Annotated in this window: 13 protein-coding genes; 10 read left to right on the top strand and 3 right to left on the bottom strand. The window is 64.8% G+C overall.

Annotated features, from left to right (window positions below; all coding sequences use genetic code 11):
* The first annotated feature begins 99 nt into the window (after positions 1 to 99).
* From KYT87_RS09830 to KYT87_RS09805, 6 genes are all read left to right on the top strand, one after another.
* Positions 100 to 1,107 carry an ABC transporter permease gene (locus tag KYT87_RS09830; protein ID WP_162941181.1) on the top strand — a complete coding sequence of 336 codons (1,008 nt, stop codon included), beginning with the start codon at positions 100 to 102 and terminating at the stop codon, positions 1,105 to 1,107.
* Positions 1,104 to 1,943: an ABC transporter permease gene (locus KYT87_RS09825; protein ID WP_219992135.1), complete on the top strand. Its 840-nt coding sequence runs from the start codon at positions 1,104 to 1,106 to the stop codon at positions 1,941 to 1,943. Before KYT87_RS09830 ends, KYT87_RS09825 begins: the two co-directional genes overlap by 4 nt.
* A gap of 9 nt (positions 1,944 to 1,952) precedes the next feature.
* On the top strand, positions 1,953 to 3,587 hold the full coding sequence (locus KYT87_RS09820) for an ABC transporter ATP-binding protein (RefSeq protein ID WP_219992134.1): 1,635 nt from the start codon (positions 1,953 to 1,955) through the stop codon (positions 3,585 to 3,587).
* A 64-nt stretch (positions 3,588 to 3,651) separates the two neighbouring features.
* A complete protein-coding gene (locus KYT87_RS09815; protein ID WP_162941180.1) occupies positions 3,652 to 3,942 on the top strand; it encodes a cupin domain-containing protein in 291 nt (96 codons plus the stop codon).
* Between the two features lie 19 nt (positions 3,943 to 3,961).
* Positions 3,962 to 5,026, top strand: coding sequence for a histone deacetylase family protein (locus KYT87_RS09810; protein ID WP_104145409.1), 1,065 nt, complete (start codon positions 3,962 to 3,964; stop codon positions 5,024 to 5,026).
* Positions 5,027 to 5,041: 15 nt separating this feature from the next.
* Positions 5,042 to 5,935 carry a DMT family transporter gene (locus tag KYT87_RS09805; RefSeq protein WP_219992133.1) on the top strand — a complete coding sequence of 298 codons (894 nt, stop codon included), beginning with the start codon at positions 5,042 to 5,044 and terminating at the stop codon, positions 5,933 to 5,935.
* A gap of 9 nt (positions 5,936 to 5,944) precedes the next feature.
* Here the strand turns inward: KYT87_RS09805 and KYT87_RS09800 are convergent, their stop codons facing one another.
* Positions 5,945 to 6,970, bottom strand: a complete 1,026-nt coding sequence (locus KYT87_RS09800) for a LacI family DNA-binding transcriptional regulator (RefSeq protein WP_046807713.1) — start codon at positions 6,968 to 6,970, stop codon at positions 5,945 to 5,947.
* A 133-nt stretch (positions 6,971 to 7,103) separates the two neighbouring features.
* Between KYT87_RS09800 and KYT87_RS09795 the strand changes: the two genes are divergently transcribed.
* Genes KYT87_RS09795 through KYT87_RS09780 form a run of 4 tightly spaced genes read left to right on the top strand, consistent with a single transcriptional unit; the run spans position 7,104 to position 11,851 of the window.
* A complete protein-coding gene (locus tag KYT87_RS09795; protein WP_219992132.1) occupies positions 7,104 to 7,646 on the top strand; it encodes a TRAP transporter small permease in 543 nt (180 codons plus the stop codon).
* Between the two features lie 55 nt (positions 7,647 to 7,701).
* Positions 7,702 to 8,982, top strand: coding sequence for a TRAP transporter large permease (locus tag KYT87_RS09790; RefSeq protein WP_046807545.1), 1,281 nt, complete (start codon positions 7,702 to 7,704; stop codon positions 8,980 to 8,982).
* Positions 8,983 to 9,010: 28 nt separating this feature from the next.
* Positions 9,011 to 10,027 (top strand): TRAP transporter substrate-binding protein, encoded by a 1,017-nt coding sequence (locus tag KYT87_RS09785; RefSeq protein ID WP_046807546.1) that lies wholly within the window; start codon positions 9,011 to 9,013, stop codon positions 10,025 to 10,027.
* 42 nt (positions 10,028 to 10,069) lie between these two features.
* Positions 10,070 to 11,851, top strand: a complete 1,782-nt coding sequence (locus KYT87_RS09780) for an IlvD/Edd family dehydratase (RefSeq protein ID WP_046807547.1) — start codon at positions 10,070 to 10,072, stop codon at positions 11,849 to 11,851.
* Between the two features lie 63 nt (positions 11,852 to 11,914).
* Here KYT87_RS09780 and KYT87_RS09775 read toward each other — a convergent pair whose 3' ends face one another.
* The gene (locus KYT87_RS09775) at positions 11,915 to 12,310 is read right to left on the bottom strand and encodes a YbaN family protein (protein ID WP_219992131.1); all 396 of its coding nucleotides are present in this window, start codon (positions 12,308 to 12,310) and stop codon (positions 11,915 to 11,917) included.
* Positions 12,311 to 12,381: 71 nt separating this feature from the next.
* Positions 12,382 to 13,098: a tetratricopeptide repeat protein gene (locus KYT87_RS09770; RefSeq protein ID WP_046807548.1), complete on the bottom strand. Its 717-nt coding sequence runs from the start codon at positions 13,096 to 13,098 to the stop codon at positions 12,382 to 12,384.
* Between the last annotated feature and the right edge of the window lie 10 nt (positions 13,099 to 13,108).

Raw genomic sequence — 13,108 nt, 5'->3', positions numbered from 1 at the left:
CAGCAAGACGCCGCCGCAAAGCCCTTGCGGCGGCGGATCCCGGCAGCGCATGGGCACGCCCCCGGCCGCCCGCGTTCAGCCCGAGAGGACATCCCAAGCATGAAATTCCTTTCCTTTTTCTTGTCCCGCGTCGGCAAGGCCCTGGTGGTCGTGCTGGGCGTGGTCATCATCAATTTCTTTCTGATCCGGCTGGCGCCCGGCGACCCGGCTGCCGTGCTGGCGGGCCAGGCCGGCGCGGGCGATGCCGCCTATGTCGACCAGCTACGTGTGGCCTTTGGCCTGGACAAACCCATCCTGACGCAGCTGATGCTGTACCTGAAAGGCGTAGTCCAGCTGGACCTGGGCTTCTCGTACCGCAACCACGTCCCCGTGCTGGACTTGATCGTCGAGCGCCTGCCCGCCACGTTCCTGCTGATGTCCTGCGCCTTTTTGTTTTCCATCGTGCTGGGTGTCTTCCTTGGCGTGGTCGCGGCCAAGGCGCGTTACCGCAACAAGCGCCGCTGGATCGACAGTTCGGTGATGACCGGCGCGCTGCTGCTGTACGCCACGCCGCTGTTCTGGCTGTCGCTGATGGGCATTTTGCTGTTCTCCGTCGTGCTGGGCTGGCTGCCCGCATTCGGCATGGAAACCGTGGGCTCGGGCCTGACCGGCTGGGCGCGCGCCTCGGACATCGCCCAACACCTGATCCTGCCCACCGTCACCCTGGGTTGCTTCTTCATGGCCGTGTACGTGCGGCTGACGCGGGCGTCGATGCTGGAAGTGATCGGCATGGACTTCGTGAAAACGGCGCGCGCCAAGGGCGTGAGCCCCAGCCGCGTGATCCGCGTGCACGTGCTGCGCAACGCACTGCTGCCCGTCATTACGTTCGCCGGCATTCAACTGGGCCAGATGGCGGGCGGCGCGGTGCTGACCGAAACCGTGTTTGCCTGGCCGGGCATCGGGCGCCTGATGTTCGACGCCCTGCTTCAGCGCGACTATCAGCTGCTGCTGGGCATCTTCCTGGTCACCTCCATCATGGTGGTGGTGTTTAACCTGCTGACCGATGTGTTGTACCGCCTGATTGATCCGCGTATCGCCGCGGGCGCGCAGCAAGGAGCCGCCGCATGAAAGCTTTTGCCCAACGTTATATGCGCAACTACGGCGCGGTGGCCGGTCTTGCCATCATGCTGGTCGTCGTCATTGTGGCGCTGGCCGCGCCGCTGCTGTATCAAGAATCCCCCTGGATGATGGTGGCCGACCCGCTGATTCCGCCGTTCACCAACGCCGACTTCCCGTTCGGCACCGACATGCTGGGCCGCGACATCACCGCCGGCCTGGTGTGGGGCGCGCGGGTGTCCCTGATGGTGGGCCTGCTGTCGACGGCGGTGGCGCTGCTGTTCGGCATCCTGGTCGGCTCGGTGGCCGGCTACTGCGGTGGCCGCGTGGACGACGCGCTGATGCGCTTCACCGAGTTCTTCCAGACCATTCCGCAGTTGGCCATGGCCGTGGTGCTGGTCGCCATCCTGAGCCCATCGGTCTATTCCATCATGGGTGCGATCGCCGTCGTATCCTGGCCGCCCGCCGCGCGGCTGGTGCGCTCTGAATTCATGACGCTCAAGCAGCGCGAATTCGTCCAGGCGGCCATCGTCATTGGCCAGACGCCGGCGCGCATCGTCAGCACGCAGATCCTGCCCAACGCCATGTCGCCCATCATCGTGTCGGCCTCGTTCATGGTGGCCACCGCCATCCTGACAGAATCGTCCTTGTCATTCCTGGGCCTGGGCGACCGCAACCTGATGAGCTGGGGCTTCATGATCGGCGCGGCGCGCACGATGATCCGCGAAGCGTGGTGGATGAGTGTGTGGCCCGGCGTGGCCATCCTGTTGACGGTGCTGGCCATCAACCTGATCGGCGAAGGCTTGAACGACGCCCTGAACCCCCAACTGCGCAAGCGCGGCGAATAGGAGGCCAACATGACGACCGAAGCCACGCCCTTGCTGTCCATCCAGAACCTGAGTATCGCGCTGCCTCGCGGCGGCGACCGGCCCTTTGCCGTGCAAGACGTTTCCTACGACATCCGCGCCGGCGAAATCCTGTGCATCGTGGGCGAATCCGGATCGGGCAAGTCCATGAGCGCCAACGCCATCATGGGCCTGCTGCCGGACTACCTGACGCCGCAGCAGGGCCGCATTCTCTTTCGCGGCAAAGACCTGCTGCAGCAGGACGAAGCCACGTTGCAAGCCATGCGCGGTAAAGACATGGCGATGATTTTCCAGGAACCCCTGTCGGCGCTGAACCCGCTGATGACCGTGGGGGAGCAGATCAGCGAAGTCATGCGCGTACACGATGCCTACCCGGGCGCCGAGCGTATGAAGCGCACGCTTGAATTGCTGGATTTTGTGGGCTTGCCGGACCCGGCAACGCTGTATCACGTGTATCCGTTCCGGCTGTCGGGCGGCCAGCGCCAACGCGTGATGATCGCCATGGCGCTGGCGCTGGAGCCAGCCCTGCTGATCGCGGACGAGCCCACCACGGCGCTGGACGTCACCACGCAAGCGCAGATCCTGGCGCTGATTGCGCGCATCCAGAAAGAGAAAGGCATGGGCGTGATGTTCGTCACGCACGATTTCGGCGTGGTGGCCGAAATTGCCCACCGTGTCGCCGTCATGGAAAAAGGCGTGTTGGTGGAGCAAGGCCCCGCCGAAGACGTACTGAACCGTCCGCGCCATCCGTACACGCAACGGCTGATCGCGGCAGTGCCGCATCGGCGTGGCGAGGAACGCGTGGCCACCGCCAATGACGCGCCCGTGCTGGAAGTGAAAGACCTGAAGAAGACGTACGTCATCGGCCACGGCTGGCTCGGCAGCAAACGCGAGGTGCATGCCGTTGACGGCGTCAGCTTCAGCGTACGACGTGGCGAAACACTGGGCATCGTCGGCGAATCCGGGTCGGGCAAATCGACGATCGGCAAATGCCTGCTGAAGCTGGTGGGCATCAACGGCGGGCAACTGATCTTCAATGGCCAGGATATCGCCGCGATGTCGGAATCGCGTTTCCGCCCGCTGCGCCACGATATCCAGATGATCTTCCAGGACCCTTTTGCCTCGCTCAACCCGCGCCACACCGTGGGCCGCATCATCAGCGATGGCCCCGTGGCCAACGGCGTGCCGCGCGCCAAGGCCGAGGCGCGCGTGCGCGAACTGCTGTCGCTGGTGGGGCTGGACCCGTCCGCCTTTGATCGCTACCCCAACCAGTTCTCGGGCGGGCAACGCCAGCGCATCGGCATCGCGCGGGCGCTGGCGCTGGAACCCAAGGTGCTGGTGGCCGATGAATCCGTGTCGGCGCTGGACGTCTCGGTGCAGGCGCAGGTGCTGCAACTGCTGCACGACTTGCAACAGCGCTTGCAGATTGCGCTGGTATTCATCACCCACGATTTGCGGGTCGCGGCGCAGATCTGCAATTCCGTGCTGGTAATGCACCGTGGCAAGGTTGTGGAATACGGATCGCCGACCCAGATTTTCGACAAGCCGCAACACGCGTACACGCGCCAGTTGATTGCCGCCGTGCCCGGTCAGCACTGGGACCCCACGCAAGCGACAATGGCCTGATCGCCCCCTACACCCACACCGACACCGACGCCACGACGCCATGACAACTTCAGGAGCATCCCCCGTGCAACGCCCCGCCGCCATTCCCACCGTGCAGATCGACAACGACCGCGTCACCGTCACCGAATGGCGCTTTCCGCCCGGCGGTGAAACCGGCTGGCATCGCCACGGCATGAACTACGTCGTGGTCCCGCAAACGACCGGCCCGCTGTTGCTGGAAACGCCCGACGGCGAGGTCACCAGCCAACTCACCACCGGCATCGCCTACTATCGACCGGTTGGCGTTGAGCACAACGTCATCAACCCCAGCGACACCGAATTCGTTTTTGTCGAAATCGAAATCAAACAGGCTTGACGCGTCAGCGAGGACCACCATGAAGGCGTTTTTCTCGGAAGAACAATTGCTGCACACCCCGCAGCAGTTCATGCGCTTGGGGCGGATCAGCGCGCCTACCGACCTGCCGTCCCGAGCGGAAAGCCTGCAAGGCGCTTTGACAGCGCGCGGCATCCAGGTCCAGGCGCCTTCGGACTATGGCCGCAAACCGCTGGAAAGCATCCACAGCGCCGACTACCTGAACTTCCTGGAAACCGCCTACACGCGCTGGCAATCGTTGAAGGCGCCCGGCGTGGACCCGGGCCCGGAAGTGTTGCCCAACCTATCGCCTTACTACAACGGCCGCGTGGAGCAGGCGGGGCGCGGGCCCTGCCCGTCTCCGTCCATCGTGGCGCAAGCGGGGTACTACCTAAGCGACCTGTCTTGCCCCATCGGGCCGCAGACCTGGCGTTCGGCGCTGCGCTCCACGCACAGCGCGGTGGCGGCCGCCGATCACGTTGCCGGCACGTCGGGCATGGCGTACGCGCTGTGCCGGCCGTCTGGCCACCACGCACACCGGGATCGCGCCGGTGGCTTCTGCTATCTGAACAGCAGCGCGGCGGCGGCCAGCCGCCTGCTACAGACCTGGTCCAAAGTGGCGGTGCTGGATGTGGACGCCCACCATGGCGACGGCACGCAGAACATCTTCTACCAGCGCGCGGACGTCATGACGGTGTCGCTGCACGCCGACCCCGGCGCCTACTACCCCTTCTACACCGGCTACGCCGAGGAACGTGGCCATGGCGCGGGCGAAGGCTGCAACCTGAACCTGCCGCTGGCGCACGGTTCAGGCAACGACCCGTTCCTGGCCGCGCTGGACACCGCGCTGACGGCACTGTCTGGGTACGCCCCGCAAGCGCTGGTGCTGGCGTTGGGCTTTGACACCTACAAGGACGACCCTATCAGCGTGCTGAAGCTGGACATCGACGCGTACCGCGACATTGGCGCGCGCGTGGCCAGCTTGCGCCTGCCCACCGTCGTCGTGCAGGAAGGTGGCTATATGGTGCAGGCGATCGGGCCCGCGCTGGACGCGTTCCTGCAAGGCCTGGGCCACGCCGGCGCCTGACGCGCGGCAAGCACCATGGCCTCTGTTCCCGCCGCCGTCCTGCCTACCCCTGCCGCCTCGCGCAATGCGGGCATCCTGTTGTTCTTCGCCGCGCTGGTGGCCTTTGCCACGTTCGACGCGGGGTCCAAGTACATGCTGGAACGCTACCCCGCGCCGTTCTTGAATGTGATGCGGTATCTGGCGGTGATTGTTCTGGCCATCACCATGCTATGGCGTCACGGTAGCGGGATGCGCCTGCGCGATGCCCCCGAAAAACCCCTGTTGATCCTGCGCGGCGTCACGCTGGCCACCGTGGCCACGTGCTTCATGACCGCGCTGATCTGGATGCCTTTGTCGGAAGCCACCGCCATCTACTTCACGTCGCCGCTCATCATGGTGGCGCTGTCGCCTTGGCTGCTGGGCGAGCGCGTGCGCCCCGTGCAATGGCTGGCGGTGGCCGTCGGCTTTGCCGGCATGCTGCTGATTGTGCGGCCCGGCGGCGACTTGCCGCTGTTGGGCACGCTGTTGATGGCGGTGTCGGCAATCTGCTACGCGATCTTCCAGGTGCTCACGCGCAAGCTGTCGGGCAAGGTGCCCGGGCCGGTGCAGTATGCGTATACGGCAATCATCTGCCTGATCGTCACGGCCCTGCCAGCGCCCTTCTTCCTGCCCGACCCCTGGCCCACGCCTGCCGACGCCGCGATCATCATCGCGCTGGGCGCATGCAGCGGGTTGGCGCAGGTGTTGCTGATTGCCGCATTCCAACGCGTCTCGGCAGCCACCCTGGCGCCGTTGAATTATTTTCAACTGCTGCTGGCCGTGCTGTTCAGCACCTTCTGGTTCCAACGCCCGCCCGACAGCCTGGCGCTGGCGGGCATGGCCTTGATCATGGCGTCGGGTGTTTTCCTGGCCATGCGTCGTGCAGGCTAAGTCCGCCGTTCAGCTGGTTTCGCGCTGCACCAGCGTGAAACCCAGGTCCACGTGCCGCTGGGCGATAGGCTCACCCGCCAGATGCTGCATCAGCAAGCCGGCTGCGGACACCCCGATCTGGTAACGCGGCGTGGCAATTGTGGACAACGGCGGGGTCGTCCAGGCCGTGCCGGCCAGGTCATGAAAGCCGACCAGGGCCATCTGCTCGGGTACGCGCACGCCCAGCCTGCCGCACTGAAACACGGCGCCTTGCGCCAAGTCATCGTTGCAGAAAAAGACCGCGTCGCAATCCGGATGCTGCTGGCGCAAGGATTCCAGCAAGGACGCCCCCAGACTGATCGACGACTTCTCCGGCGTCATGATTTCAAGCGTGGCGTCGTAGCAACCCGCATCACGCAGCGCCTGCCGCGCCCCTTCGCAGCGGCGCAAGGAACGCGGGTCCAACTGCGCGCCGATGATGCCGATGCGTCGACGGCCGCGTTCCACCAGATGGCGGCAGGCGGCATAGCCGGAGTCAAATTGCGAAAAGCCGACGCTCATGTCCTCGGCGCCCGCCAATGTTTCGATGGTGTGCACCGTGGCCATGCGCTGCGTGCGCAGCAAGGCCCATGTGCCGGGGTTGTGGTCGATACCGGTCAGGATCAAGCCGTCCGGCGAATGCTGTAGATACTTGCGCAGCAAGGCTTCCTCGGCATCCGGCGAATAACCCGTCACCCCGATCAGCATGTGATAGCCATGCTGGTCCAACACTTCCTTGATGCCGGAAATAATGTCCACGAACACCACGTTGCTGAGCGACGGGATCAGCACAACGATGGTCTGCGAGCGCGCCGAAGCCAGCGCGCTGGCGGCATGGTTGGGCACGTACCCCAGCTCCTGGCAGACGCGCGCGATGCGCAGGCGCAGCGCCTCGGCCACTTTGTCCGGTGTGCGCAACGCACGCGACACGGTGATGGCGCTGACGCCGGCGCGGCGCGCCACCTCTTGCATGGTGACGCGGCCAGCGTGCGAACTGCGGGGTTTACGGATGGACATTGGCCTTCGTGGTCGGGTGGGAAGCGCGTAGTCTGACGCAAAAAACAGGGGCTTGCCAAAAGCGAAATGTTAGCGCTAACATCCGCCAAAGCATAAGCGAAAAAAGCCCAGAAAAACCGGGCAGGAGACAAACATGCAAGCCTTCCCTTCCGGGCAGCGCGGCGGTTCGCCGCTGGCCCGTGCCGCCGATTGGTGTTTTGCGTTACAGACCTGGCTGATGGTCGCCTGTCTGGTCGTCATGGTCGTGCTGCTGTTCGGCAACGTGGCGCTGCGCTATCTGTTCAATTCCGGCATCAACGCGTCCGACGAGGTATCCCGCCTGGCGTTTGTGTGGCTGATCTTCCTGGGCGCCGTCATTGCATTGCGCGACCACCAGCACATCGGCGTCACCATGCTGGTTGAACGCTTCGGCCCCGCCGCGCGTCGTGTCTCGCACATCTTCTGCCAGTTGTTGGTGTTGTGGGTGCTGTGGCTGATGGCACGCGGCAGCTGGGTGCAGACCGTGATCGGCATGGACACGGTGCTGCCCGTCACCGGCATGCGCCTGGCGGTGTTCAACACGGCGGCGCTGTACGCGTCCGTGGCCATGGGCCTGTTGACCGTCATCGACATCATCCGTGTGCTGGCCGGCGACCCCCTGCCGGCGGAATCCAGTCCCGAAGACCCCTCGGTCTGAGTCGGGCTCCGCCCGTCCCCAACGCGCCCGCCCCCACCCCGCCCGGACCTTTGCAATGATTCTGACCCTCTTCCTGCTCGTACTGCTGGGGCTGATCGCCCTGGGCATGCCGATTGCCTTCGCGCTGCTGCTCAGCGCGCTGGCCATGATGTTCCAGCTGGACTTCTTCGATACCCAGATCCTCGCGCAGAACATGCTGACGGGCGCCAACAGCTTCACGCTGATGGCCGTCCCGCTATTCATGCTGGCGGGCGAACTCATGAATGCCGGCGGCATATCCAGACGTATCGTGCGCCTGGCCAGCATGTTTGTCGGGCACGTCCAGGGCGGCCTGGGCTACGTGGCGATTTTTGCCAGCGTGCTGCTGGCCGCCTTGTCCGGCTCGGCGGTGGCCGACGCCGCCGCGCTGGGCTCCTTGCTGATCCCCATGCTGCGCGAAAAGGGGTACGACGCCGGCCAGGCGTCCGGGCTGATCGCGGCGGGCGGCATTGTTGCCCCCATCATCCCGCCGTCCATCTCGTTCATCATCTTCGGGGTGGCTACCAACGTATCGATCACCAAGCTGTTCTTCGCGGGCATCGCCCCCGGGCTGATGATGGGCTTGACGCTGGTGGCGGTATGGACATGGGTGGCGCGCAAGCACGGCAGCATCAAGCCGTCGCCGCGTGAACCGTGGCGCAACCGCCTGAAGGCCCTGCGCGAATCGATATGGGCGCTGATGCTGCCCGTCATCATCATCGGCGGGCTGCGCGGCGGGGTGTTCACGCCGACGGAAGCCGCCGTGGTGGCCGCCGTGTACGCGCTGGGCGTCAGTCTGTTCGTCTACCGCGAGATCGGGCTGCGCGACCTGCTGCCGTTGTTCGTGAACGCCGCGCGCACCACCGCCGTCGTCATGTTCCTGGTGGCCGCCGCGATGGTCTCGTCCTACATGATCACGCTGGCCGACATGCCGCAAGACCTGATTGCGCTGCTCGAACCGGTCATGGACCAGCCCAAGCTGCTGATGTTCGCCCTGCTGGTGCTGCTGACATTGGTGGGAACGGTCATGGACCTGACGCCCACCATCCTGATCCTGGCGCCGGTGCTGATGCCCGTGGTAACCAAAGCCGGCATCGACCCCGTCTACTTCGGCGTCATGTTCGTGATGGTGGGCTGCGTGGGCTTGTTGACCCCGCCCGTGGGCACCGTGCTGAACGTGGTGTGCGGCGTGGCCCGCATCAATATGGAAACCATCTGCAGGGGCGTGTGGCGCTACGTCGTGGCCTACACGGGCCTGCTGGTCCTGCTGGTGATCTTCCCCGAGCTGATCACCGTACCCGCACGCTGGATGCACTAGCGGCAAAAAAACCCCAAGGAGGAGCACCATGACCTATCGATTCAAAACCCGTTTACTCGTGCTGGCCACCGCGCTGTCCTGCGCCGTTGCCGGCGTGGCCGCCGCGGCCGACGTCAAGCCGCGCCTGATCCGTTTCGGCTACGGCCTGAACGAAGAGAGCGTCCAGGGCCGCGCCGCGCGCTTCCTGGCGCAAGAGCTTGAAAAAGTCAGCGGCGGCAAGTTGAAGATGAAGACCTTCGGCTCGGCCAACCTGGGTTCCGACGAACAGATGCAAGGCGCGCTGGCGGGCGGCGCCCAGGAAATGATGGTCGGGTCCACCGCGCCGTTGGCCGGGATGGTCAAGGAATTCGGCGTGTTCGACCTGCCCTTCCTGTTCAACAGCGAAAAGGAAGCCGATGCGGTTCTGGATGGGCAACTGGGCCAGGACCTGTTGAAGAAGCTGGAAGCCAAGGGGCTGGTCGGCCTGGTCTATTGGGAAAACGGCTTTCGCAACATGACCAACTCCAAGCGCCCGATCGCGCGCGCGGAAGACCTGGAAGGCATCAAGCTGCGCGTGATGCAGAACCAGATCGCGCTGGGCGTTTTCAATACGCTGGGTGCCAATGCCGTTCCCATGCCGTTCTCGGAGCTGTTCACCGCCCTGGAAACGCGCACGGTCGACGGGCAGGAAAACCCCATCACGACGATTCAAAGCAGCAAGTTCTACGAAGTGCAGCCTTTCCTGACCATCACGCGCCACGTCTATACGCCGTGGGTCGTGCTGGCGTCCAAGAAGTGGTGGGACACGTTGTCGCCCGACGAACAGAAACTGGTGCGCCAGGCGGCCGAGGCATCGCGCGAATTTGAACGCAAGGACAGCCGCGCGGATTCCACCAAGGCCATGACCACCCTTGAAAAGGCCGGCATGAAGATCAACACCGTCAGCCCCGAGGAAGTCGCGCGCATGCGCCAGAAGGTCCAGCCGGTGGTCGACAAATACACGCAGGAACTGGGCCCCGACCTCATCAAGCAGTTGAATGATGAGATCCAGAAGGCGCGCAACTGACGCCTTTTTACTGATCGCCCACGCGAAGCAAGCGAGCTCCATATGTCACAGATACCCCGCAAATTGCGCAGCCAGAAATGGTTCGACGATCCCGCGCACGCCGACATGACGGCCATTTACGTCGAACGCTACCTTAACTACGGCCTGACGCGGCAGGAACTGCAATCCGGGCGGCCGATCATCGGCATCGCCCAGACCGGCAGCGACCTGGCGCCCTGCAACCGGCATCACCTGGCGCTGGCCGAGCGCATCAAGGCGGGTATCCGCGACGCGGGCGGCATCCCCATGGAGTTCCCGGTGCATCCGCTGGCCGAACAGGGCCGGCGGCCCACCGCCGCGCTGGATCGGAACCTGGCTTATCTGGGCCTGGTCGAGATCCTGCATGGTTATCCGCTGGACGGCGTGGTCCTGACCACCGGTTGCGACAAGACCACGCCCGCCTGCCTGATGGCCGCCGCCACCGTCGACCTGCCCGCCATCGTGCTGTCGGGCGGACCGATGCTGGACGGCTGGCACGACGGCCAGCGGGTGGGTTCCGGCACGGTCATCTGGCATGCACGCAATTTGATGGCGGCGGGCAAGCTGGACTACGAGGGTTTCATGACGCTGGCGACAGCGTCATCGCCATCGGTCGGGCACTGCAACACCATGGGCACGGCGCTGTCGATGAACTCGCTGGCCGAAGCGCTGGGCATGTCCTTGCCCACGTGTGCCAGCATTCCCGCCCCCTACCGCGAGCGCGCGCAGATGGCCTACGCCACCGGCATGCGCATCTGCGACATGGTGCGGGAAGACTTGCGCCCGTCGCACATCCTGACGCGCGAGGCCTTTGAGAATGCCATCGTCGTGGCCTCGGCGCTGGGCGCCTCCAGCAACTGTCCGCCCCACCTGATCGCCATGGCCCGCCACGCCGGCATCGACCTCAGCCTGGACGATTGGCAACGGCTGGGCGAAGACGTGCCCCTGCTGGTGAACTGCGTGCCGGCCGGCGAACACCTGGGCGAAGGCTTTCACCGTGCGGGCGGCGTGCCCGCCGTCATGCACGAATTGCTGGCGGCCGGCCGCCTGCACGCCGATTGCCCCACCGTATCGGGCCGCAGCATCGGCGACATCGCCGCGGCGTCCAAGACGCGGGACCCGGATGTCATCCGCACCTGCGAGGCGCCGCTCAAGCATCGCGCCGGATTCATCGTGCTGTCGGGCAACTTCTTCGACAGCGCCATTATCAAGATGTCGGTGGTGGGCGAGGCATTTCGCCGCACGTATCTAGCGGAACCCGGTTCGGAAAACGCCTTCGAGGCACGCGCCATTGTTTTTGAAGGCCCGGAGGACTATCACGCCCGCATCGAAGACCCGTCGCTGAACATCGACGAACACTGCATTCTGGTGATACGGGGCGCGGGCACCGTGGGGTACCCCGGCAGCGCCGAAGTGGTCAACATGGCGCCGCCGTCGCATCTGCTCAAGCGCGGTATCGATTCACTGCCCTGCCTGGGCGATGGCCGGCAGAGCGGCACGTCGGCCAGCCCGTCGATTTTGAATATGTCGCCCGAAGCCGCCGTGGGCGGTGGCCTGGCGCTGCTGCGCACGGGCGACAAGATCCGCGTCGACCTGAACCAGCGTAGCGTGACCGCGCTGGTGGACGACGCCGAGATGGAACGGCGCAAGCAGGAACCGCCGTATCAGCCGCCGGCTTCGCAAACGCCGTGGCAGGAAATCTATCGGCAAATGGTGGGTCAATTGTCGACCGGGGGCTGCCTGGAACCGGCAACGCTTTATCTGAAAGTGATCGAGACGCGGGGCGATCCCCGACATTCGCACTGAACGGTCAGGCGATAAGCAGCACGGCCCGGCAAGGGCCGGCGCAACGATACGCGCCATCCAGCGCTATCGTTGCAACGGCCGGCCACCGGCATCGGACACCTTGGGCGCCGGCCGGCTCAATACATAGGCTGCGCTGGCAACGAAGAACAGGCCTACACCCACGGCCAACGGCCAGGAAGGGCGCGCGCTCCACCAAAACAAAGCGTATCCCACGGCCATTCCCAGGCAGGCGTACGTCTTGCCTTTACGCGACACCGCCTTCTGGTCGCGCCAGATGCGTAGCGGCGGTCCGTAAGTCGGACTGTCCAACAGCCATTTTTCCAGGCGCGGGGACGACCGCGAAAAGCAGCCCACCGCCAATATCAGGAAAATCGTCGTCGGCATGACCGGCAAAAACGCGCCGATGACGCCCAATGCCAGCATCACGCAGCCCAACGCCAACCATAGAGCTTTGATCATGATGGTCAGCAGAATATCGCAATTGCCGCATTGCCGCCGAAGCTGCGCCGATCACTCAGGCAGCCGCGGGGCTAACCGCGAGGCTCCGGCATTTGGGCGCGTAGCATTTCCATGAATTTCGGGCTGGGCGATCCGCCCGCCGCGCGCGCCTTGACCACCATTGCCCACGCCTGATCGTATTGCCCGCGCCAGTAGTACGCCGTGGCCCAGGACGAATACAGATACCCCTTGTCGGGCTCGACGGCTTCGCCTTTGCGATACCACTCGTCGGACCGCGCGGTAGCCGCCACTCGCGCCTCTGGCGGCAGCGTCTTATCTTCCGCTGCGCAACGGGCGGCAATGCGGCCCGCGTCGGCGTAAATGCCCTGAAAGGTAGGGGGATCATGGCTGATCGCCAGATCCATCATGCTCATCGCCTGGCAAAACTTGCCCTGGTCGTGCAGCACCGCGGCAAAGCCGGTATAGGCCTCGGGGTTGTCCGGGTTCAACAGCCAAGCCTGATTGAACCGCCGCATCGCCATGCCCAATTGGTCCGCCTGGTAAAACCGGTATCCCTGCGACACCCAGGCCTGCGACGCCTTGGCGGCTGAACCAAATGCCCGGACGGCGTCCTCGGCCAGCTTCTTGTCGCTGGCCTGCAACTCGGCTGCGGCAGACCGGTCCATGCCCCCATACATCGGCAATTCGTCAACGCGCGGCTGCGCTTGCGTTGCCGCCGGCGGTTTGATGGCGCAAGCGGCAAGCCAAACGCAGGGAGCCAGCAGTAGTGCTTTGGTGAATGTGTGCATGGTGTAAGCA

The sequence above is a fragment of the Achromobacter sp. ES-001 genome (assembly GCF_019448355.1).
GTDB classification, from domain to species: Bacteria; Pseudomonadota; Gammaproteobacteria; order Burkholderiales; family Burkholderiaceae_B; genus Achromobacter; species Achromobacter spanius_B.
This window is presented reverse-complemented; position numbering and strand designations above follow the sequence as displayed.